Origin of the sequence: Streptomyces sp. NPDC053048 (assembly GCF_044547045.1) — a bacterium.
Classification (GTDB): Bacteria; Actinomycetota; Actinomycetes; order Streptomycetales; family Streptomycetaceae; genus Streptomyces.
Genome location: NZ_JBITZS010000003.1, coordinates 526,919 through 547,163 on the forward strand (window position 1 = coordinate 526,919; position 20,245 = coordinate 547,163).

General features: G+C 73.4%; 16 protein-coding genes and 2 pseudogenes. 9 read left to right on the top strand and 9 right to left on the bottom strand.

The genetic code is table 11. The features are described 5' to 3' along the window. Positions 1 to 156: 156 nt before the first annotated feature. The gene (locus ACIG36_RS10545) at positions 157 to 1,521 is read right to left on the bottom strand and encodes a hypothetical protein (protein ID WP_399925154.1); all 1,365 of its coding nucleotides are present in this window, start codon (positions 1,519 to 1,521) and stop codon (positions 157 to 159) included. A 135-nt stretch (positions 1,522 to 1,656) separates the two neighbouring features. Here ACIG36_RS10545 and ACIG36_RS10550 point away from each other — a divergent pair, with 135 nt between their 5' ends. Further along, entirely contained in the window at positions 1,657 to 2,487 is an 831-nt protein-coding gene (locus tag ACIG36_RS10550; RefSeq protein ID WP_399925156.1) for an HAD hydrolase-like protein, read from the top strand. Here ACIG36_RS10550 and ACIG36_RS10555 read toward each other — a convergent pair. After that, positions 2,460 to 2,714, bottom strand: a complete 255-nt coding sequence (locus ACIG36_RS10555; protein WP_399925158.1) for a DUF1049 domain-containing protein — start codon at positions 2,712 to 2,714, stop codon at positions 2,460 to 2,462. The genes ACIG36_RS10550 and ACIG36_RS10555 overlap by 28 nt on opposite strands. Before the next feature lie 151 nt (positions 2,715 to 2,865). On the opposite strand from ACIG36_RS10555, the gene ACIG36_RS10560 reads away from it, so the two are divergent. Together ACIG36_RS10560 and ACIG36_RS10565 are read left to right on the top strand one after the other, a co-directional pair. Further along, the gene (locus ACIG36_RS10560; RefSeq protein WP_399925160.1) at positions 2,866 to 3,075 is read left to right on the top strand and encodes a hypothetical protein; all 210 of its coding nucleotides are present in this window, start codon (positions 2,866 to 2,868) and stop codon (positions 3,073 to 3,075) included. Between the two features lie 283 nt (positions 3,076 to 3,358). Beyond that, positions 3,359 to 4,738 (top strand): amino acid permease, encoded by a 1,380-nt coding sequence (locus tag ACIG36_RS10565; protein WP_399925161.1) that lies wholly within the window; start codon positions 3,359 to 3,361, stop codon positions 4,736 to 4,738. A gap of 4 nt (positions 4,739 to 4,742) precedes the next feature. Here the strand turns inward: ACIG36_RS10565 and ACIG36_RS10570 are convergent, their stop codons facing one another. The 3 genes from ACIG36_RS10570 to ACIG36_RS10580 all read right to left on the bottom strand — a co-directional run bounded on the left by ACIG36_RS10570 (position 4,743) and on the right by ACIG36_RS10580 (position 6,546). Further along, on the bottom strand, positions 4,743 to 5,507 hold the full coding sequence (locus tag ACIG36_RS10570; protein WP_399925163.1) for an SDR family NAD(P)-dependent oxidoreductase: 765 nt from the start codon (positions 5,505 to 5,507) through the stop codon (positions 4,743 to 4,745). Between the two features lie 132 nt (positions 5,508 to 5,639). Then, positions 5,640 to 6,230, bottom strand: a complete 591-nt coding sequence (locus ACIG36_RS10575; RefSeq protein ID WP_399925165.1) for a TetR/AcrR family transcriptional regulator — start codon at positions 6,228 to 6,230, stop codon at positions 5,640 to 5,642. A 106-nt stretch (positions 6,231 to 6,336) separates the two neighbouring features. Continuing rightward, complete coding sequence (locus ACIG36_RS10580) at positions 6,337 to 6,546, bottom strand: hypothetical protein (protein ID WP_399925167.1); 210 nt, start codon at positions 6,544 to 6,546, stop codon at positions 6,337 to 6,339. Between the two features lie 450 nt (positions 6,547 to 6,996). Between ACIG36_RS10580 and ACIG36_RS10585 the strand changes: the two genes are divergently transcribed. The 3 genes and pseudogenes from ACIG36_RS10585 to ACIG36_RS10595 all read left to right on the top strand — a co-directional run. Next, a complete protein-coding gene (locus ACIG36_RS10585; RefSeq protein WP_399925169.1) occupies positions 6,997 to 7,764 on the top strand; it encodes a BTAD domain-containing putative transcriptional regulator in 768 nt (255 codons plus the stop codon). Between the two features lie 355 nt (positions 7,765 to 8,119). Beyond that, a pseudogene (locus tag ACIG36_RS10590) lies at positions 8,120 to 8,386 on the top strand (BTAD domain-containing putative transcriptional regulator); the annotation flags it as partial. A 93-nt stretch (positions 8,387 to 8,479) separates the two neighbouring features. Continuing rightward, positions 8,480 to 10,417 (top strand): annotated as a pseudogene (locus ACIG36_RS10595) (AfsR/SARP family transcriptional regulator); the annotation flags it as partial. Between the two features lie 36 nt (positions 10,418 to 10,453). On the opposite strand, the gene ACIG36_RS10600 reads toward ACIG36_RS10595, so the two are convergent. After that, positions 10,454 to 12,247, bottom strand: coding sequence for an FAD-dependent oxidoreductase (locus tag ACIG36_RS10600; protein ID WP_399925171.1), 1,794 nt, complete (start codon positions 12,245 to 12,247; stop codon positions 10,454 to 10,456). A 223-nt stretch (positions 12,248 to 12,470) separates the two neighbouring features. Between ACIG36_RS10600 and ACIG36_RS10605 the strand changes: the two genes are divergently transcribed. Beyond that, positions 12,471 to 12,776: a 4a-hydroxytetrahydrobiopterin dehydratase gene (locus ACIG36_RS10605; RefSeq protein ID WP_399925173.1), complete on the top strand. Its 306-nt coding sequence runs from the start codon at positions 12,471 to 12,473 to the stop codon at positions 12,774 to 12,776. A 71-nt stretch (positions 12,777 to 12,847) separates the two neighbouring features. Here ACIG36_RS10605 and ACIG36_RS10610 read toward each other — a convergent pair whose 3' ends face one another. From ACIG36_RS10610 to ACIG36_RS10620, 3 genes are all read right to left on the bottom strand, one after another. Further along, on the bottom strand, positions 12,848 to 13,690 hold the full coding sequence (locus tag ACIG36_RS10610) for an aldo/keto reductase (protein WP_399925175.1): 843 nt from the start codon (positions 13,688 to 13,690) through the stop codon (positions 12,848 to 12,850). Positions 13,691 to 13,783: 93 nt separating this feature from the next. Beyond that, on the bottom strand, positions 13,784 to 15,610 hold the full coding sequence (locus ACIG36_RS10615) for an AMP-dependent synthetase/ligase (protein WP_399925177.1): 1,827 nt from the start codon (positions 15,608 to 15,610) through the stop codon (positions 13,784 to 13,786). Between the two features lie 86 nt (positions 15,611 to 15,696). Continuing rightward, on the bottom strand, positions 15,697 to 17,613 hold the full coding sequence (locus ACIG36_RS10620) for an exo-alpha-sialidase (RefSeq protein ID WP_399925179.1): 1,917 nt from the start codon (positions 17,611 to 17,613) through the stop codon (positions 15,697 to 15,699). Here ACIG36_RS10620 and ACIG36_RS10625 point away from each other — a divergent pair. Next, entirely contained in the window at positions 17,612 to 17,749 is a 138-nt protein-coding gene (locus tag ACIG36_RS10625) for a hypothetical protein (protein WP_399925181.1), read from the top strand. The genes ACIG36_RS10620 and ACIG36_RS10625 overlap by 2 nt on opposite strands. Positions 17,750 to 17,848: 99 nt before the next feature. Next, complete coding sequence (locus tag ACIG36_RS10630) at positions 17,849 to 20,206, top strand: GTPase-associated protein 1-related protein (protein WP_399925183.1); 2,358 nt, start codon at positions 17,849 to 17,851, stop codon at positions 20,204 to 20,206. The last annotated feature ends 39 nt before the right edge of the window (positions 20,207 to 20,245 follow it).

A 20,245-nucleotide genomic window follows, 5' to 3' on the forward strand; every position in this document is an offset into this window, starting at 1 on the left:
CGTACGGGCCGCCGTACGCCCGGCGCCCCCCTCGTGACTCCTCGTGTTCCGGCGGACGACGTGTCCGCGCGGACAACGGACTGCTTCCCCGCCCCACCGGCCGGTACCCGGCCGCCGGCTCACCCTCTTCCCGGGCGGCCGGCCGCTTGATCATTCTCAGAGTGTGGCACTGGGTGTCAGCCTCTGGGAAGAGGGCCGCCGGGGCAGCATCGGGCCCGCCACCAGCGCCCGCAGGACGTTCGGGGGCGCGCTCGCCAGCCCGTTGATCAGCTGCTCGTCCGTCAGCAGCACCCGGGTGATCTGCCGGCTGTAGCGCTCCACCGACGCGCGCCCGAACCCCAGCAGCGGCCAGCCCCACACGGAGGCCAGGTACACGCCGTGCTTGACGAGATAGGGATCGGCGGGATGGGTGGACTCGACGATGGGCTCGACGGCCGTCCGGTTGGTGGCACAGCCGCCCACGAGGTCGACGACGACCGCGCCGGGCCGCAGGACGGACCTCAGGTCCTCGTCGGTGACGAGGTAGCTGGTGCCACGGAGGCGGGGCTCCAGCTCGGCGCCGTTGACGACCAGGTCGGCGGCGCGCAGGTACCGGCCGACGCCGGGCCGCGCCGTGGCCCGCTTGGTGAGCACGTCGATCTCCCGGACGCCGTGGCGCGCACACTCGTCGAGGGCGCCGAAGGCGACGTTGCCGTAGCCCAGGACGCACACCCGCAGGTCGGCCGCCTCCCGCGGGCCGTGGCCGTGGAGCAGCGCCAGCTCGACCCCGAAGCGCGCGCCGGCCCGGCCGGTCTCGTGCAGGCAGTGGATCCGGCGCTTGCCGTAGGGACGGAGGGGGAGTTCGGCCCGGTGCGCCGCCACGCGCTCCGGCGCGACGGCGCGGGCGGCCGCGTCCAGTTCCGCGAATTCCACCGACATCGTCGCGGGCGCGGCCGGGCGGAATCGCAGGATGCGCAGCGAACGCGGCCGGCAGCGCGCGGCGTACTGGACGGCCCCGAATCCTTCGGGGGAGAACCCGAGCAGGGCCACGGAGAGGCCGTCGATGGGGTGGTCCGGTGTCCGGGCGAAAGCGTCGTGCATGGCCAGGCGGCTGCGCAGATAGGAATCCGTGAGGATTTCCGGGCTTTCCCTTATCAGCTCCATCGCGATGACGTTGACGCGACGCTCGTCGGCCACCACGACCCTTCTCGGTATCGACCGCACATGCGCCATGCAAAGAATCGAGGAACCGGGATCCATACGCGAGAGGTCATGATGGGCCGGGCCCTTGAGTTTGATGACCAGATCCTTGTCCCGGTAAATCTCGTCCCGGGTTTCCAGGAGGGCTCCGGCCTTCGCGTACGACGCGTCGGGAAATCCCGTCGCGGTGCCCGCACCGCGCTCGACGCCCACCTCGCAGCCGTGCCCGACCAGCGCCGCGACCGCCTCGGGGGTCAGTGCGACCCTGACCTCCGAGCCGTCCGGATTCTCGGGGGATTCGTGTTCGGCGGCGAGTCCTATGCGCCGGAACGGCCTGTGCATCCGTGCCGCGTCAAAGCCTGGAGTCATCGTCGAGGCCTTTCTGTGCGGCCCCCTGCCCATGGTGGCAGAGCCCGTGCGCACCCGCCCCCGCGGAGCTACGATCTTCAGAACTCCGCCGAGGGTGCGGGAGGCGCCGTGAACGTTTCCGTCCGGGCACTGCTGGTCGACATCAACGGCACGGTCTTCGACCACGGATCCGCCGTCGGCGGCGCGGCACGCGCGGTCGCTCTGCTGCGGGACGGCGGATATGTTCTTCGGTTTCTCACCAATACCGAGTCCAAGACGGTCGAGGACACCCTGGACAGCCTGCGTGCCTGTGGCATCGACATCGCTCCGGAGGAACTCTTCACACCGGTCGTCGCGGCCCGGACGCTGCTGGCCGAATATCCCGGTGCCCGCGTTCTCCCGCTGATGTCCGGGGCGCTGGGCCGGACGTTCCACCCGATGGACGCGGACACCGGGCACACCCACGTGGTCGTCGGCGACTGCCAGGAGGTGCTGGACTACGCCCTCCTCAACCGCGCCTTCCGGGCCGTCCGCGCCGGCGCCGAGCTGATCGCACTGCAGCGGGGGCCGTTCTACCGGACGCCGGACGGGCAGGAGTTCATCAACACCGGCGCGATCGTGGCCGCGCTCGAGTACGGCACGGGGACCTCGGCCCGGCTGCTGGGCAAACCCTCGGCCGAGTACTTCGCGCTGGCCGCCGGCTCCACGGGCGTCCCGCCCGCCGAGACGGCCGTGATCGGCGACGACCCCACCACGGACGCCGTGGGCGGCAGGAGCATCGGGGCGACCACCGTCCTGGTGCGCACCGGCAAGTACGCGGCCCTGGCGGCGGAGGGAGCGGGCGCGGACGCCGACCGCACGGTCGACTCCATCGCGGACGTGCCCCGGCTGCTGGAGGGGCTCCGGGGACAGGGCGTGTCCGGGACCGGCCCCTACCGCCGGCGCCCCAGTGACACATAGCGACCGAGCAGCCACCCGATCACCAGCATCGCCGCCAGCGCCAGCCACAGCGGCACCAGCACCTCCGGGACGATGAGCCGGATCCTGACCTGCCGGGTGTTCTCGACGATGAAGACGAACGCCAGGACCGCGACCACCAGCAGCACGACGCGGCCGGCCGTCGCCGCCTCGCGCAGGCGGCCGCCCCGGGTGCCTTTGGCCCGCGGGGCCTTGGTTGTGCGACTCATGCCTTCACGATCGCAGCGCGGCCCGCCGGTGGGCGGCGCTGCTGCTCCGTTCGGCCGCCCTGCCGCTCCGTTCGGCGGCAGCGCTGCTCCGTTCGGGTGACGTCGGCCGTCCGCCCGGCACGAGCGCCGCCCGGGTCTACGCTGGGAGCCGGTGAGCGAACACGACTACCCGCCCGAATCCGAGCCGCACGGCAGGACGTGCCAGTGGTGCCACGGCTCCGGATATGTGACGCGGGCCCTGGCCTACAGCCCCGGCCCCGACCCCTTCACGGGACCGGCCGAGACCGTCCACCGCGCGGGCCAGTGCAGGCACTGCCGCGGATCGGGCGACTACGACTCCGACCTCGACCCCACCCTCTGAAGCCTCGCGAGGCGCGTGGGCGTCCGCAAATACCGGCCGGGCCCGTTGCGGGCGCTGTGATTCCGCTTGATCCGGCGGTGCTGGACGAATCACGGTCGTCGGCCCCGATCGCGCAACCTTTTGCGGCCGGTGGCCGGCCTCCGCGGGACAAAAAAATCCAATTTGGCGGCCGGAACCCCGCCGGTCAATATGTGCTGTCGCACATACCTGTGCTCTTGCACAGGAGTGCGCCGTCGCCCCAGAATCGGCGACCGGCCCGCAGCACGAGAGGTGCAACCACCCCATGCACGAAACCGACGGCACACCCGCACGCCGTTTCGGCCTCCCCACCGCCATCACCCTGGTCATGGGGAACATCATCGGCGGTGGCATCTTCATGCTGCCCGCCTCGGTCGCGCCCTACGGCACGGTCAGCCTGCTCGCCTTCGGCGTGCTGACGCTCGGCGCGATCGCGCTCGCCCTCGTCTTCGGCCGGCTCGCCGGGCGCTTCCCGCGCACCGGTGGACCGTATGTCTATGCACGCGAGGCCTTCGGTGACTTCGCCGGCTTCCTGTCGGCGTGGTCGTACTGGACGATGACCTGGGTGAGCAACGCCGCCCTGGCCGTCGCGGGCGTCGGATACCTGCACGTGCTGACCGGCACCCAGTCCAAGGGGCTGGACCTCACCCTGGCCCTGGCGCTGCTGTGGCTCCCGGCGCTGGCGAACCTCGCCGGCACCCGCTGGGTGGGCGCGGTCCAGCTGGTCTCCACGGTGCTGAAGTTCCTGCCCATGCTGTTCGTGGCGGTCGTCGGCCTCTTCTTCTTCGACCCGGACAACCTCGGTCCCTTCACCACCGACGGCGGCGGCGACTGGATCGGCGGCCTGACCGCCTCCGCCGCGATCCTGCTCTACAGCTACGTCGGCGTGGAGTCGGCCGCGATCAGCGCGGGCGAGGTGCGCGACCCCGAGCGCAACGTCGGTCGCGCCAGCGTCATCGGCACGATCGGCGCCGCCGTGGTCTACCTGCTGGGCACCCTCTCGGTCTTCGGTACCGTCGCGCACGACAAGCTGAAGGACTCCACCGCGCCGTTCTCCGACGCCGTCGACGCGATGTTCGGCGGGCACTGGGGCGGCACCCTGATCGCGCTCGCCGCCGTGATCTCCATTACCGGAGCGCTCAACGGCTGGACCCTGATGAGCGCCCAGATGCCCTACGCGGCCGCCAAGGACGGGCTGTTCCCCGCCGTCTTCGGCAAGAAGCGGCGCGGTGTGCCGACGGCCGGCGTGATCGCCGCCGCGGTGCTGGCCTCGGCGCTGACGATCGTCAACTACACGGTGGGTGTCGCCGGGGTCTTCGAGATCCTGGTCCTGATCACCACCTTCTCGGCCACCGTCCCCTACCTGCTGGCCACCGCCGCGCAGGTGTACTTCCTGCTCACCGGGCAGCGCGACAAGGTCCACGCGGGCCGCATGACCCGCGACATGGTCCTCGCGCTCGGCGGGTTCGCCTTCTCCTTCTGGCTGGTGGCGGGCGCGGGCTACGCGGCGGTCTACCAGGGCACGCTGTTCCTGTTCGCCGGGATCATCGTCTACGTGTGGATGGTGGCCCGCCGCCCCTCCGCCGCCGGGCGGCCGGAGGAGGAGCGGCAGGCCACCGAGAAGGCCCCGGAGCTCGTCGCCTGATCCGTCAGGCCGTGATGCCGCCGTCGAGCACCAGATCGGTGCCGACGGCGTACCCGGCCTCGTCGGAGGCCAGGTGGAGCACGGAGGCGGCGATCTCCTGCGGGGTCGCCGCCCGCCCCGCCGGGACCTGCTCGCGCAGCCGCTCGGCCTTCTGGGCGGCGGACTCGCCGGGACGGCTGGACATCGGGGTCTCCACGGGACCGGGGCTCACGGCGTTGATCCGGATGCCGTCGCCGATGTGGTCCAGGGCGGCGCTGCGGGTGAGCGCCGTGACGGCGGCCTTGCTGGTGGCGTAGGCGCCCAGGCCCGGCAGGCGGTTGTGGGCGCCGAGGACGGACGAGACGTTCACGATGGCGCCGCCGCCGTTGGCCCGCATGTGCTCGATCTCGTGCTTCATGGACAGCCACACGCCCGTGAGGTTGGTGTCCAGGGTGGCCTGCCAGTCCTCGTCGGCGATGTCGGCGACCTTGACGCCGCCCGCCGCGAGCATGCCGACGTTGTTCACGGCCACGTCGAGGCCGCCGTACCGGGCCACCGTCCGCTCGACCAGGGCCCGTACGTCCTCGGAGCGGGTCACGTCGGCGGTGATCGCCGCGGCCTCGCCGCCGGCGGCCTCGATCAGCACCACGGTCTCCTTCAGCGGTTCCTCGCGGCGGCCCGCGACGACCACACGGGCGCCCTCCCGGGCGAAGGCGAGCGCGATGCCCCGGCCGATGCCGGTGCCGCCGCCGGTGACGAGGACGGTCCTGCCGGTGAAGCGTGCGGTCATGTCGGTGACTCCTCGGAGATGTCGGTGGGGGTCTTGATATGAGAACGATCGGTCTTGAATTCGGGCATGGCGAGGCCCGTCACGGCGATGCCCAAGTCCGGTGGTGGTGAAAGGAGTGCGGCCGGGGGTGTCTCAGCCCAGGAGGGTGAGCGCCTGTTCGGCCGCGTCCCGCAGTCGGCCCGGGTCGGGGTCGGCCTTGCCGACCACCCGCAGGCCCTGCAGGAGGACCAGCAGCATCCGGGCGAGCGCCGTCATGTCGGCCACGTCGCGGTCCGCGGCGAACTCCCCTTGTGCCCTGGCCCGGATCAGTGCCGAGGTCAGCGCCGTCTCCAGGCTCCGCCAGGCCTCCTCGACCCGGCGCGCGCACTCCGGGTCGTGCGCGGCGAGCTCCACCGCCGTGTTGGTGACGAAGCAGCCGCGCCGCAGCGCGTCGCGGGACGCCTCCTCGGCGAACCGCATCACCAGCGCCCGCACGGCCGGCAGCACCGGCCCCGGCTGCGAGAGTTCCTCGACGACGGTCGGACCGCACTGCTCGCCGTAGCGCTCCAGCGCCCTGAGGTAGAGCTCGCGCTTGCTGCCGAAGGTGGCGTACAGGCTCGCCCGTGCGATGCCGAGGTGTTCCACGAGGTCCGCCATCGACGTCGCCTCGTAGCCGCGCCGCCAGAACAGCTCGAGCGCTGACTGCAGGGCGGCGTCCGGGTCGAATTCCTTGGTCCTTGCCACGTTGTCGATCTTAGGCGTATCTGGAACGACCGGTCAAGAAAGAAGAGGGAAAGCGAGCCGGGCCGCGGCGGACGCCGCGAACCCGGCCCCGTGGGGCGGACGCCCGCTACGCGCCGGCGCCCAGAGTGTGCTGCAGGACGTTGTAGGGCGCGTACAGCACCGCCGGGAAGGCCGTGACGAGCCCGCCGACGGCCACGATCACCACGGGCAGGCTGCGCCTGGCCCGCAGGACCTTGACGACGTAGCCGATGAGCACGAAGAAGGCCAGGGTCACCACGACCCCGGCCGCAAGCCAGACAGATGAGTTCGGATCCATGTTGGGCGCTCTCCTCGCGACCGTGCCTAGTCCGACGTACCGGCGCACGGGCGGGGATCCTGGTGCGGGCCCTGGTAGGGGGGCCCGGATCGCGCTCGCGTGACGGTGATGAAGACCGTATCCCAAGTGTGCGTCGCGAAGCGAGAGTTGATGGATGGCACAAGCAACACCGGCCGTTTCTCCACAACTTCGCGGGAATGGCCTCATGAACAGGGCAGGGCCCACCCGGGCTACCACCCCCGGGCACGGCCCTGCCTGAGCCGGTACCGGACTAGGCACGTCGCGGAAGGCTGTTCCGAGATAGTGACAGGCGCGGATAAACGAATGATCTCCAATAACTCTCTCTTCACTCGCCTGTCGCTTAACGTCGGCTGAATGCGCTGCTACCGTGGACGACGGTTGCCAAGGGGGGTGGGGACAACGGGACTTCGGTTCGGTCTTCTGGGTCCGGTGATCGCCGTTCACGAGGGCCGGGGCCTGTCCCTGGGCCCGCCGCAGCGGCGCACGGTGCTCGCCCTGCTCACGCTCGCCTCCGGGCGGGCCGTGACGGTCGACGCGCTCCGGCAGCGGATCTGGGACGGCACGCCGCCCGCCTCCGCCACCTCCGCCATCCAGGTGCACGTGCACCACCTCAGGCGCGTCCTGGCGAAGGCCGCCGGCGGTGCCGCCGGGGAGCGCGCACCCCGCCTCGTCACCCACCCCGGGCAGCCGTCCGGCCGGGTGAGCTACGCGCTGCACGTGCCGCCGGACTGCGTCGACGTACAGCGCTTCCGGGCCCTGGCCGGGGAGGGCGAGGCCGCGGCCGCCGCGGGCGACATGAGCGGCGCGATCCGGTGCTTCGACGCGGCCCTCGCACTGTGGCGCGGCGAACCGCTCCTGGACGCACAGGACTCCGACTACATCGACAACGCCCGGCACAGCCTGCGGGACCTGCGGCTCGACGTCGGCAAGCGGCGGGCGGGGGCCCTGCTGAGCATAGGCGCCGCGGCCCGTGCCGCGACCGATTTGTGGGAACTGCACGCGGAGCATCCGGCGGATGAGACGGTCGTCGTCCAGCTGGCCAGGGCCCTGTGCGCCTCGGGCGCGACGGGCCGCGCCCTCGAGCTGGTCACCGGCGAACTCGACCGCCGGCAGCGGGAATACGGGCTGCAACCGGCGGCGCTCGTGCGGCAGCGGGAGAGAATCCAGGAAGGATCGGGGTGGCGCGATGAGAGTTGAGGCGCGCGTCCTGGGGCCGCTCGAACTGCTGGTCAACGGCGTGGACGTCACCCCCTCGGCCGCCCGTCAGCGCACGCTGCTCGCCGCGCTGCTGCTCGCCTGCGGGCACGCCGTACGGCCCGAGATCCTCGCCGGTGACATCTGGGGGGCCGACGCGCCCCGCGCCGCGCTGGTGCGGCTGCAGAACTACGTCCACCTGCTGCGCAAGCGCATCGACGAGGCCGCCGGACCGGGCGCCGGCAAACGGCTGCTGGAGCTGCACCCCGGCGGCTACGCCCTCGGCGGCGACGGGGTGACGGGGGTGATCCTGGACTCCGCCCGGTTCACCGCCGCCCTGGACCGGGCCCGCCACGCGATGGCCGAGGAGCGCTACGACCGGGCGAACCGGCTGCTCGCCGAAGGGCTGGAGCTGTGGCGGGGCGAGGTGCTGACGGGCGTGCGGACGGGCAGCGCGTCCATGGCGACGCAGGCCCGGCGGCTGGAGGAACAGCGCCTGGAAGCACTCGCCCTGCGCATAAGATCCGCCGTCGGCCTCGGCCACGACGACCAGGTGATCCCCGAACTGCGCCTGCTCGTCAGCGAGCACCCCCGGCACACCGGCTTCCGCGCCCAGCTGGCGCAGGCGCTCTCCCGCACCGGCAGGGTGACCGAGGCCGTCCGGGTCGCCGAGGAGGCCCAGCGCCTCGAACCGGCCGTCCGCGACCCGCACCCGGCCATGACGCGCAAGCCGGCGCCGCGCCCGGTGCTCACCGGACGCGCCCGCCTCGGCCATCTCCGCCAGGCGCGGGACACCGCGCCCTCGCCGCGCACCGCCTCCCACGCCGCGCCGCCGCAGCCCCCGCCGGCCGGCGGGAAGCCGCGCTTCACCGTGCTCGGGCCGGTACGGGCCCGTCGTGGCGCCGACGCGCTGCCCATCGGATCGCCCCAGCAGCGGGCCCTGCTCGCCGCCCTGCTGCTCCGGCGCGGACGGAGCGTCAGCGCCGCCGAACTCGTCGACGCCCTGTGGGGCGAGGAGGCCCCGCACGCCGCCCTGGCGGCACTGCGCACCTACGCCGCCCGGCTGCGCAAGGCACTCGGCCAGGACGCCGACGCCCTCGTCAGCGAGTCCGGAGGCTACGCGCTGCGCGTCGACGACGACACGTTCGACCTGGGACGGGCCGAACGGCTCGCCGCCGACGCCGACGAGGCGGCCGCCGCCGGCGACCGGGCGCGGGCGTGCGAGCTGCTGGACCAGGCGCTGGCCCTGTGGGACGGCGTGCCGCTGGCCGGAGTGCCCGGCCCCCACGCCGAGACCCAGCGCATCCGGCTCACCGAGTGGCGGCTGGAGTTGCTGGAGAGCCGCGTCGCGATGCGCATCGAACTGGGCCGGCACGCCGAGGCCGTCTCCGAGCTCACCGCACTGACGGCCGAGCATCCGCTGCGCGAGCGGCTGCGCGAGCTGCTGATGCTCGCCCTGTACCGCAGCGGCCGGCAGGCCGAGGCGTTGGCCGTCTACGCGGACGTACGCCATGTGTTGGTCGACGAGCTCGGCATCGAACCCAGCGCGGACCTGGCGGCGCTGCACCGCCGCATCCTCATCGCCGACCCCTCCCTCGCGCCGATGCCCGTCTCCCCGGAGGAGAACGTCGTCTTCGCCCAGCAGGTGGTGGCACCGCCGCCCCCCGCCCAGCTGCCGGCGGCCCTGCCCGCCTTCGTCATCCGCTCGGCCGAACTCCACCAGCTCGGCGAGGTGCTGTCCGACGACAGCACCATGGTGGTCTCCGTGATCAGCGGCATGTCCGGCGTCGGCAAGTCGGCGCTCGCCGTGCAGGCCGCCCACGCGCTGCGCTCGCGGTTCCCCGACGGCCAGCTGTACGCCGACCTCGAACGCACGGGGCGCGGCGGCCCGGCGGAACCGGAGTCGGTGCTGGGCGAGTTCCTGCCGGCCCTGGGTGTGGAGCCGGCCAGGGTGCCCGACGGCCTCTCCGGACGGTCGGCGCTCTTACGCTCCATGCTGGCGGGCAGACGGGTCATGGTCGTCCTCGACGGCGCCCGGGACGCCGCTCAGGTGCGGCCGCTGCTGCCGGGAACGCCCGGGTGCGCCGTGCTGATCACCAGCCGGGCACGGATGGCCGACCTGATGGAGGCGCACCAGATCGACCTCGACGTGCCGGACACGGACTCCGCCCTGCGGCTGTTCGCCGCCATGGTGGGCGCCGAGCGGGTGGCGGCCGAGCCGGAGGCCGCACGTCAGGTGGTCGACGCGTGCGGGCGCCTGCCGCTGGCGATCCGCATCGCCGCTTCCCGGCTGCTGGCCCGGCCCTGGTGGAGCGTGCGGGAACTCGCCGGGCGGCTCGCCGACAAGCGCCGCCGGCTGGACCAGCTCAAGGTCGGCGACCGGACGGTGGAGAACATCCTCGAGCTCGGCTACTCCCGGCTCGAGGCGGACCAGGCCCGCGCCTTCCGGCTGCTGAGCCTGGTCCCGGGCCCGGACATCCCCCTGGCCACCGCCGCCGCCTCGCTCGGTCGCGACATGGACGACGCGGAGGAGCTCCTCGAGTCGCTCGTCGACGCCAGCTTCCTCGAATCACCCGCTCCGGGCCGCTACCGCTTCCATGAACTGCTGCGGCTCTACGCCCGGCGGCTGGCCGAGCAGGACGAGTCGATCCCCTCGCGGGCCCGCGGGTGAACCTCAGGCCGGCGCCGTCCGCTACCCCAGGTCGAAGACGTTGCGCAGCCCGAGGCGGTGGCGGACGTCGTCCTGCCGCTTGAGGTCCGCGAACTCCGGCGCCCGGTACAGCGGGGTGATCGCGCAGCGCCCGGCCGCCGAACCCGTCTCGTCCAGCAGGGCGTTGACCGCGGCACGTGCGGAGGCGTTGGCCCCCTCCATGGTGGCCAGGTCGATGTCGACGGCCACGTAGTCGCCGGCGAGGAAGAGGTTGGGGATCGCGGTGCGGGCCTCCGGGCGGTTGTACCAGGTGCCCGTGGGGTGGATGAGGAGCTGCTCGTCGTTGGTGGCCTCGGAGCCGCCGAGCTCGACGGCCGGGTCCAGGAACCAGGAGTGCAGCGTGGAGTCGCGCAGCACCGCGCGGCCGGTGTCGTTCAGGCCCGCCTTGAGCTGTGCCCACACCTCGCGGGCGACCTCCTCGCGGGTGCAGTGCTTGGCCGTCTTTCCGTAGAGGATGCCGGGCCGGTCCCACTCGGAGACGTCCACCGACAGGCAGTCCGCCACCCGGCCGTCGCCGTAGTCGCGCCGGAAGTCGCGGCCCTTCCAGTACTGGGCCTGGGCCACGGAGGTCAGTGACCAGGGCGAGTCGATGTGGTTGATGTGGCCGTGGATGATCGGCGTGGGCTCGGTCAGATAGAACTGGATGCCCGTCATCCAGTCGGTCTCCAGGCCGTCGCAGCGCGCCAGGCGCGGGTCCGCCGCACGGACCTGGGCGTTCCAGGTCCGGCGGGCGTGCTCGACCGGCATGGCCGAGACGAAGTGGTCGGCGGTGACGGACCGGCGGGCGCCGCTCGCGTCCTCGAGTACGGCCTCGGCGATCCGGCCGCGGCCGAGCCGCAGGTCCCGTACGCCCCAGCCGGTGTGGAACTCCACGCCCAGCGAGCGCAAATGAGCCACCCACGGGTCGATCCAGGCTTCGTTGGTCGGGGCGTTGAGAACCCGGTCGGGCTCGCCGTCGGCGCCCCGGCCCAGCGCGTTGAAGAGGAACGCCTCGATGCAGGTGGCGACGGTCTTGGTACTGGCCACCTCGGCCTTCGTCGCCACGATGTTGCGGGTGATGCCGATGGCCAGCAACTGCTGGTAGTTCGCCGACATCCGGGCGGCCTTGGTGAACTCGAACCACGGCACCCGCTCCCAGGTGCGCGTCCGCCGCTGCTCACCGCTGGTGAACCAGACCAGCAGCCGCCCCGCGAAGTAGGCGATCTCGTGCGCGGGCAGCTTGGCGAAGGTCTCGAAGAAGGCGGTGAGCATCCGCAGGAACGCGTCCGGGGTGAGGACGGGCGGCGGCTTGCCGATGGAGGCGAACGGGATGCGGATGTCCTCGCGGCCGCCGGTGCGGGCCAGCATCACCTCGCTGGAGGCGACCAGGTTGTCGTGGCAGCCGTTGCGGTTGCCGGGGAAGGGGATGCGCCGCAGGGTGTCCGGGAGGTTGCGGTAGAAGCCGGGGATGAAGCGGAAGCCGTGTTCCCCCGGCAGGGGTCTGCGGCCGCCCTTGGCGCTGCCCGGCACGTCCATGCTGCGCGCCTTGCCGCCGAGGGCGGACTTGCGCTCGTAGACCGTCACCTTGAAGCCGCGCTCGGCGAGTTCGTGCGCGGCGGTCAGCCCGGCGACGCCGCCGCCGAGCACCGCGACCTCGCGCCCGCCGGACCGTCCGCCCGCTCTCGCGGTGCGGGGCGCGGCGTGCGCCGCCCGGCCGCCGAGCGCGGCTGTCGCGGCGACGGCCGTGGCGCCGCCGACGAACCCCCTGCGTGTGCTGCCGTCCGTGCCGTCCGTCATGACCACAGCCCCCTACCGCCGGTAACTTGTCATGTTCGGCGCAGGAGCATAGGAGGGTCCCCCTCACCCCGGAAGGCCGTCGCCGACGCGCCGGGGCGCGGGGCGCACATTGGCGCGAAAGCGCCCCCGCCCCATGGGACGCTTGCCTCACGGATGCTCGTGAGGACTCGAACCGACGCGACGAGACGCAGACGAGACGCAGACGAGACGAAGGGGACGCGTGATGGCAGTCGAACCGCTCTCGCAGAAGGACGTGGAGGACCGCCTCAAGGAGCTGCCCGGCTGGACCACCGACGGTGAGCGGATCACCCGCCGCTACTCCTTCGACGGGCACTTCCAGGCGGCGGCCATGGTGATCCACATCGCGCAGATCCAGGAGGAGCTGAACCACCACTCCGACCTGACGCTCGGTTACAACACCGTCGGCCTGGCCGTGAACACCCACAGCGTCGGAGGCAAGATCACCGGTCTGGACGTGGAGCTGGCCCGCCGTGTCGAGGCGGTCGCCCAGGGGCACGGCGCGCACTGAACCGGGCCCCGGGGCTCGCTGCCCCGGGGCCTCGGTTCTTCACCCGTCCGGCGCCGCGCGCCGGAGCCGGGTCAGCTCCAGTCGAACTCGTCCGGGTCCGGGCCCAGCCGGGTGCCGGTGTCGAGGCCGGCGATCGCGGCGAGGTCGTCGGCGTCCAGCTCGAAGCCGGTGACGTCGATGTTCTCGCGGATGCGGGAGGGCGTCACCGACTTGGGGATGACCACGTTGCCCAGCTGCAGGTGCCAGCGCAGCACGACCTGGGCGGGCGACTTGCCGTGCTTGGCGGCGATGCGGGCGAGCGTCGGGTCCTCGAGCAGGCCGCGGCCCTGGCCCAGCGGGGACCACGCCTCCGTGACGATGCCGTGCCGCTCGTGGAAGGCGCGCAGCTCGGCCTGCGGGAAGTTCGGGTGCAGCTCGACCTGGTTGACGGCGGGCACCACCGAGGTCTCGGCGATGACGCGCTCGATCTGGGGCTGCTTGAAGTTGGAGACGCCGATGGCCTTGGCGCGGCCGCTCTCGGCGATCTCCACCAGGGTGCGGTAGATGGTCACGTAGTCGTCGCGCATGGCGCGCGGCCAGTGGATGAGGTAGAGGTCCACGTAGTCGAGGCCCAGGCGGTCCAGGGACGCGTCGAACTCGCGCAGGACGCCCTCGCGCGTCCAGGTCTCGGAGGCGCTGTTCCACAGCTTCGTGGTGACGAACAGCTCGTCACGCGCGATGCCCGAGGTGGTGAGCGCCTTGCCCGTGCCGACCTCGTTCTCGTAGATGGCGGCGGTGTCGATGCTGCGGTACCCCGCTTCGAGGGCGGTGGTGACGGCGGCCGTCGCCTCGTCGTCGGGGACCTGCCACACACCGAAGCCGAGCTGCGGCATCACGACGCCGTTGTTGAGGGTGATGGACGGGACGTTGCTCACGGGCAATCGATCCTTACTTCCGTCGAGGGGTGCTTGCCACCGGGTCAACCGGCATCCTCCGCTTTGCATTCCCGGTACACCCATCATTGCCCGTCATTCGTCGTAAAGCGCCTCGACCTCCCGTGCGTAGGCCGTTTCGATCGCCTTCCGCTTGAGCTTGTGGGTGGGCGTCAGCAAGCCGAGCTCCTCGGTGAACCGGCCGGCCAGGATGCGGAAGGTGCGCACCGGCGCGTCCCGGGGCGCGAGGTCGTTCGCGGCCAGCACGGCCCGGCCGATCTCGTCCTCCAGCTCCGGATCGTTCACCAGTTCGGCCGGTGCGGGCGGGGGCCTGTCCCGCATCGCCAGCCAGTGCGCCACCGCCTCCTGGTCGAGCGTGACCAGCGCGGCGAGGTAGGGGCGCCCGTTGCCGACGACCACGCACCGCTCGACCAGCGGATGCGCCCGCACCCGCTCCTCCAGGGCCGCCGGCGAGACGCGGGTGCCGCCGGACGTCACCAGTGTCTCCCGCTTGCGCCCGGTGATCGTCAGATAGCCGTTGCCGTCCAGCTCGCCCAGGTCCCCGGTGGCCAGCCAGCCGTCCCGCAGCACCGCGTCGGTGCCCCGCCGGTCGCCCAGGTAGCCGGCGAAGACCTGGCCGCCGCGCAGCCACACCTCGCCGTCGTCGGCGACGCGCACGCTCGTGCCGGGCACGGGCAGGCCCACGGTGCCGAACCGGGTGCGCTCGGGAGGGTTGGCGACGGCCGCGCCGCTGGTCTCCGTCAGCCCGTACCCCTCCACTATGGTGACGCCCGCGCCCGCGAAGAACAGCCCCAGCCGCCGCTCCATCGCCGAGCCGCCCGACATCGCGTACCGCATCCGGCCGCCCAGCGTCTCGCGGAGCCGGGCGTAGACCAGCTTGTCGAAGACCTGGTGCTGGACCCGCAGCGCCGTGCCGGGTCCCGCGCCCGTGCCGAAGGCCCGCTCCTCCGCCGCCAGGGCGTACCGCACCGCCACGTCCACCGCCTTCTCGAACGGCCGGCCCCGCCCCTCCCGCTCCGCCGCGCGCCGGGCCGCCGCGAACAGGGCCTCGAACAGCGAGGGCACCGCGAGCACGAACGTCGGGCGGAAGGCGCGCAGGTCCGGCAGCAGATCGGCGGGGGAGGGCGTCTCCCGGTGACCCAGCTTGACCCGGCCGCGGACCGCCGCCACCTGGACCATCCGCCCGAAGACATGGGCCAGGGGCAGGAAGAGCAGCGTGGCCGCCTGCTCACCGGGGCGGGAGCGGAAGGCCTGCTCGTAGCGGCGCACGACGTTGTCGGCCTCGGCCATGAGGTTCGCGTGCGTCAGCACACAGCCCCGGGGACGGCCCGTGGTACCCGAGGTGTAGATGACCGTCGCCGGGGCCTCGGGGGTCAGCGCCCTGCGATGGCGGTGGACGACGTCGTCGTCGATCACGGCCCCGGCCTCGGTCAGCTCGCCGAGGGCGCCGGCGTCCAGCTGCCACAGGCGGGCCAGGCGCGGCAGCCGGTCCACCACCGACCCGATGGTCATCGCGTGGTCCTCGTGCTCGACGACACAGGCCGAGACCTCCGCGTCGTGCAGCATCCGGAAGACCTCCTCGGGGGAGGACGCCGGATGCAGCGGCACGGGCTGGGCGCCGATGCACCACAGCGCGAAGTCGAACAGCGTCCACTCGTAGCGGGTACCGGACATGATCGCGACCCGGTCCCCGAACCGCACGCCCTCCGCCAGCAGGCCCTTGGCCAGGGCCAGCACCTCGTCCCGGAAGGCGCCGGCGGTCACGTCCCGCCACTGGCCCTCGCCGGTCCTGCGGCCCAGCGCCACCCTGCCGGGGTCCTCGTCCGCGTGCTCGAACACGACGTCCGCCAGTCCTCCGACGGGGGGCGCCGTCACCAGGGAAGGGACGGTGAACTCGCGCAACTCTCGCTCCTCGCGACGCTCCGCACAGCGACGGGACCGTACCCGGTCCTGTCCCGGCCCGAACCCACCCCGGGCGTGTCCGTCCGTCAGCGCCCGTCCCGGCCCACCCGGTCCAGCGGCAGCCACAGCACCGTCTCCTCCGGCCGCGGCGGCGCGGGGAACCCTTGGGGCCCGGCGAGTTCGGCGTCGGTCAGCGCCCGCGCGTACACCCGCACCTCGTCCAGATCCCCCGTCAGAAAGGACCGCCCGTCCGGCTTCTGCCCCAGGTGCACCCCGAAGGCGGAATTGCGGCTCACCGTCCCCGGCACGCCGGGCACGGACGTGGAGGTGCCGTCCACGGTCAGCGTCAGCCGGCCGCCCGACCGGCGCAGTGCCAGCCGATGCCACCGCCCGTCGGCGTACGCGCCCGCCGAGCGCACCGTCGCCGTCCGCGACGGCCCCGGGCCCGCGGTCCGGGCGGTCAGCTGCCCGGTGATCCGCCCCGAGTCCGGCTCCCCGCGCAGCGCCACCTGCGGTGCCCCGCCGACGCCGCCCATCCACAGGAACGGCTGCTCGCCGGCGCCGGCCCGGGGCCGGTAGCGGAACCACAGCACCGCCGTGAAGTCCCGCGCCCCGAGCGGCAGCGACCCCCGGTAGGGCAGGCGCACCGCGTCGTCCACGCCGTCGAAGCGCAGCGCGCCGCCGAACCGGCCGGCCACCGGCCGCGCGCCGCCCAGCACGGCCGCGCCCCGGCCGCCCGGCGCCCGGTCCGGCGTCACCGGGTCCGGGCCGCGCCGCGGCCCGAGCCAGTCCTCGGTGAACCGGGCGAACCGGATCTCCTGGCGGGCATCGCGCTCGCCCGCCTCGTAGAGCAGCGCCGTCGTGCCGTCCCCGGCCACCGCCATGTCCGAGTAGCCGGACCAGTCGGACGTCACCCGCCGGCCGCGCTCGGCGCCCTCCCAGGTGCGCCCCTGGTCCCAGGAGGAACGGATGGTCAGCGTGCGCCGCCGGTCGGGGTCGGCGGGCGCCGAGAACAGCCAGCGCCCCGGGCGCGGCGCGGCCACCGCCGCCTGCACCATGGGGGAGTACAGGCCGGGCAGGGCCCGGAACGGCGCGGCGAAGCGCGCCCCGCCGTCCACGGCGACGGCGTCGTCCCGGTTCCCGAGGTCGGTGCCGTCCTGCTCGCGCCCGCCCACGTACACCGTCCCGTCGTCGCGCTCGGCGAGCGTCAGCTCGGACGGCTTCTGGCGGTAGGTGCCGTCGGGCAGGTAGCGGTGGGTGTCCACCGCGCCCAGCCGCCAGTGCTCACCGCCGTCGTCGCTGAGCACCAGCGCCGCGTGGTTGGCGGACATCCGCGTGCCGTCGTGGCTCTCGGCGTTGACCCCGACGACCAGGCGGCCGCGGTGCGGACCGTGCGAGAGCTGGATGCCGTGCCCGGGGCCCGTCGCGTACCAGGAGTTCCAGCCGGCGGGCCGGATCGCGTCCGTCAGGTCGCGAGGGACGGACCAGCCGAGGCCGTCGTCGTCGCTGTACTGCGCGTGCGGGGTGCGGTCGCAGGGCACGTCGCAGTTCCCGTCGTCCTCGCGGCCCTCGTTGTACGTGGTGAGCAGCGTGATCCGGCCGGTGCGGCGGTCCACGACGGGGGCGGGGTTGCCGTGGGTGTCGCCGTGGCCCGCGTCGACGATCCGCAGCGGCTCCCAGCTGCGGCCGCCGTCGGTGGAGCGCTTGACGACGAGGTCGATGTCGGTGGCGTCCCCGCAGTTGTCCTTCCTGCCCTCGGCGAAGGCCAGAAGGGTGCCGCGGGTGGTCGTGACGATCGCCGGGATGCGGTAGCAGGCGTGGTCGTACCCCGGTTCCCGGCCGGCCCGGAACAGCACGTGCTCCTCGAAGCCGCCGCGCGGCGGCCCATCGGGCCCGGTCGCCGCCCCGGCGGGCGCCGGGAGACACGCGAGGGCGAGCAACGCGCAGCACAGCGCGGCTCTCACGAGCCGTCTTCCGGTGAGGTCCGCAGGATGCGCCGCCATGACCCGCCCCCTTCGCGCCGGGGCCGTCGCGGCCCCACGTGTCCGGTGGGCCAACGTACGGGGCGGGTGTTCCTCCCACAAGGAACACGCGACCGATGCCGCCCCGCTCACCCGCGTGGTCGAGGACGACGACTGAACTTCCCGCGAAATCCGGGGCAACGGCCCATCGGATCTGGTGGGATGTCACTCGATGTAAGGAAGAGAAGAAACAGGACGCGGGCGAGAGGGGAGTCGGATGTATCTGCAGCAGCTGCACTACACCTCCACCGCCGTCGCCCCCGGCCCCAACGGCTCCGGCTTCCGCTTCACCGCCGCCAGCCCCGAACTGCCCATCACCCTGCTGGGCGAAGCCGAGCAGCTGATCGTCTATGAGCCGCCGAGCGACGCGCCGGGCTGCCCCTCCAGCGAGGAACTCTCCGAATTCCCCGTGGCGTTCAGCCACAACCGGCTCTCCGACGGCAGCCGCCTGCTGTGCCGCACCGTCCGTACCGGCCCCGGCCGCGTCGGCCGGCACGGCAACTTCCACGCGCACGCCGTGCGGCTCCCCGAGGGCGGTGGCCTGCCCGGCGGGCTGCTGCCCATCGAGGCCTGGGAGTCGCCCTCCTGGGCCGACCGCACCCCCGACGGCGGCATTCCGCAGCCGCTCCCCTCGCTCGTCCCCGCCCGGCGGATCGACAAGGCCGGCCTGTTCGACTTCGTCCACTCCCGGGCCGAGCGCCTCGAGCCGTTCCTCACGGACGTACGGACCCTCTTCCGCACCCCCGACGCCCAGCAGCTCCTCGTCATCGAGCGGGACAGCGCCCACACCGCGTACTGGATCGCCGTCGCCAGCGCCGTCCTGCCCCGCGACCTCGCCGACCGGCTGACCTTCACCACCTACACCCGGCGCCCCATGCTCGCCCGGCAGCAGATCGTCGGCGTCTTCCCCGACGCCGACTTCGACTATGTCTCCGCCGCCGCCCAGCACCGCTACCGCGTCCACGACTGCACCGGCGGGACGTCCAGCCCCGCCCGCGCCGAACGCGACCCGTGGGCCGCCGTCGCCGCCCGCATCTGGCTGGCCGGCCGCCCCGCGCTGTTCGCCGAGGCCTCCCGCCGCACCGGAGTCGGCCCCGACACCGGCGACGAGGCCGACCGCCTCGCCGCCCTCGCCGCCCGCGAGGGCATCGCCCTCGACTCGAACGGGCGCACGGCCGCCGCCCGCTGGACCCGCGACCGGGCCCCGCGCGGCGACCTCGACCCGGGCGTACGGACCCGGCTGCTGACCACCCTCGCCGCCGGCGGCACGGACCGTACGCCGGAGGAGTGGACGCTGCTCGCCTCGCTCGCCGACGAGTTCTCCCGCGCCACCCCCCGCACCGCCGTCGCCCCCCTCCGGCGCGACCTGCGCGCCGAGCTCGCCCGCGCGGCCGAGACCCCCGCCACCCCCCTCGTCCGCTTCCTCACCCTCCTCCGCCTCGCCAAGGCGCTGCGCGTCGACCACGCCTCCGTCCTGCCCGTCCTCACCGCGCGCCTCACCGCCGTCCTGCTGGACGACGCGGCGCCCGACCGCAAGGTCGTACGGGCCGCCATCGACGCCCACGACGAGCTGCGCACCGCCGTCCTCGACGGGCTCGACCACACCGCGGCCACCGGCGACCCCCGGCCGCTCACCCGGGTGCTCTCCGCCGAACTGCCCGGCGCCGACCTCTCCGGCCGCCCCCACCTGCGCATGGCCGCCGCCATGGACGGCCGCCCCGCCCCCGAGGGCTACGACCGCCCCTCCCTCCTGCACACCCTCGTCAAGACCGCGGGCTCCGAGCACCAGGAGACCCCGTCCGTGCTGCGCACGGCCTTCCGCCTCATCTGGGGCGACGAACCGCTCACCGCCGCCGAGGCCGACGCGCTGCTCTCCTCGCTCCCGGAGAACTGGCACCAGGCGGAGGGTCTGGACGAGGCGTTCGTCCGGGCCGCCCTCGACAGCGCCCGCGACGACCCGGTGGCCCCCCACCTGGCGAAGAACCTGCTGAAGTCCCTCCTGGCGGGCGGCGTGGAGCTGACCGCCAGGAGGCGGGCCGCCCTCATGCTGCTCGAGCAGGCCGGCGACCTGGCGGCGGGCGAGGAACTGCCGGGGTGCACGGCACGGGTGATCACGCTGCGCCGGCAGGCGGCCCCGATCGAGCCCGGCGTCGACGAACGGCTGACCGACGCCCTCGCCCGGCGGCTGCTGTCCCTGGACCCGCCCCCCGGCCCCGGCGAACTGCCCGACCTCATCCACTCCGACGACGAGCACCTGCTGAACGCCTACGCGGACGAGGCCCACGGCGAGGCCGTGGCCGAGCTGCTGCGCACCCCCACCTACGCCGCCGTCTGCTTCGTCGCCTGGCACACCGCGCCCGGCGTGAGCGCCCTGTGGGACGACATCCGCGGCGAGCTCCTGTCCTCGGTGCTACGGCCCGAGGTGCGCCGGATGTCCGCCGACGACATCGAGGAGATCCGGCACTGCCTGCGCCAGGTCGGCGGACCGTGGGCGGAGATGTTCCACGAGTGGGACCGTTTCGGGGTGCTCGGCAGGCTCGGCGGCCGCTGGCGCGGCTTCGGCCGGCCCGGCTGAGGCGCGCTGTCCCGTTCGGTATCCCGTTCGGTATCCCGT

Coding starts and splice junctions, on each gene's coding strand:
- ACIG36_RS10545 (WP_399925154.1), bottom strand. CDS start 1,521: ATGCACAGGCCGTTCCGGCGCATAGGACTCGCCGCCGAACACGAATCC.
- ACIG36_RS10600 (WP_399925171.1), bottom strand. CDS start 12,247: ATGACGGACGGCACGGACGGCAGCACACGCAGGGGGTTCGTCGGCGGC.
- ACIG36_RS10620 (WP_399925179.1), bottom strand. CDS start 17,613: ATGGCGGCGCATCCTGCGGACCTCACCGGAAGACGGCTCGTGAGAGCC.
- ACIG36_RS10580 (WP_399925167.1), bottom strand. CDS start 6,546: ATGGATCCGAACTCATCTGTCTGGCTTGCGGCCGGGGTCGTGGTGACC.
- ACIG36_RS10565 (WP_399925161.1), top strand. CDS start 3,359: ATGCACGAAACCGACGGCACACCCGCACGCCGTTTCGGCCTCCCCACC.
- ACIG36_RS10630 (WP_399925183.1), top strand. CDS start 17,849: ATGTATCTGCAGCAGCTGCACTACACCTCCACCGCCGTCGCCCCCGGC.
- ACIG36_RS10570 (WP_399925163.1), bottom strand. CDS start 5,507: ATGACCGCACGCTTCACCGGCAGGACCGTCCTCGTCACCGGCGGCGGC.
- ACIG36_RS10605 (WP_399925173.1), top strand. CDS start 12,471: ATGGCAGTCGAACCGCTCTCGCAGAAGGACGTGGAGGACCGCCTCAAG.
- ACIG36_RS10555 (WP_399925158.1), bottom strand. CDS start 2,714: ATGAGTCGCACAACCAAGGCCCCGCGGGCCAAAGGCACCCGGGGCGGC.
- ACIG36_RS10625 (WP_399925181.1), top strand. CDS start 17,612: ATGACCCGCCCCCTTCGCGCCGGGGCCGTCGCGGCCCCACGTGTCCGG.